Source organism: Paraburkholderia ginsengiterrae (assembly GCF_001645125.1).
In the GTDB taxonomy this organism is placed as follows: domain Bacteria; phylum Pseudomonadota; class Gammaproteobacteria; order Burkholderiales; family Burkholderiaceae; genus Paraburkholderia; species Paraburkholderia ginsengiterrae.
In genome coordinates this window covers 1-457 of the sequence record NZ_LXKA01000239.1, presented here as the reverse complement: position 1 = coordinate 457, position 457 = coordinate 1, and the positions used below count along the sequence as shown (strand labels likewise).

At 75.1% G+C, this 457-nt stretch carries 1 protein-coding gene; it reads right to left on the bottom strand.

The features are described 5' to 3' along the window. Positions 1–201 (bottom strand): hypothetical protein (locus A6V37_RS41835; RefSeq protein WP_208607876.1); only part of this gene is annotated, 201 nt, incomplete at its 3' end. Positions 202–457: the final 256 nt, after the last annotated feature.

Sequence of the window (457 nt, the reverse complement as noted above, 5' to 3'; positions counted from 1 at the left end):
TGGTGGCGAGGGGGAGAACTGCGATGTGGGTGCGCGGTCGGTGGCGGAGGAGGAACGGATGTGAGCAAGAAGCGGGAGGAGGGCGTGTGAGGGGACCTGGCGGTGGAAGCGGATGGCGTTGGTGGGGAGGGGCGTGTGGCCGAAACGGTGGACGAGCGGGTCATCGAACTCCTTGAAGCGGTCGCGGTGGAGGAACAGCACGGATACCTGGCTGCGGGCGTGGGAGGGGGGGGGAGGCCTCGAGGGGCCGCGGCGGCGGCGAGGACTGGCAGGAGCAGGGCGACGGCAGGGGAGGAGGGGACAGCACCGGCGGGGGGCGGGGGGGGGGCAGGTGGACGGGGGGGGAACGGGGGGGGGGGGGGGGGGGGGGGGTGCGGGGGTGGTCGGGCGCGATCACGTGGGATTGGCGGGGGTAGGCCGGCGGGGGGAGGGTGGTGGCCGCCTCGGCAGGCAGATC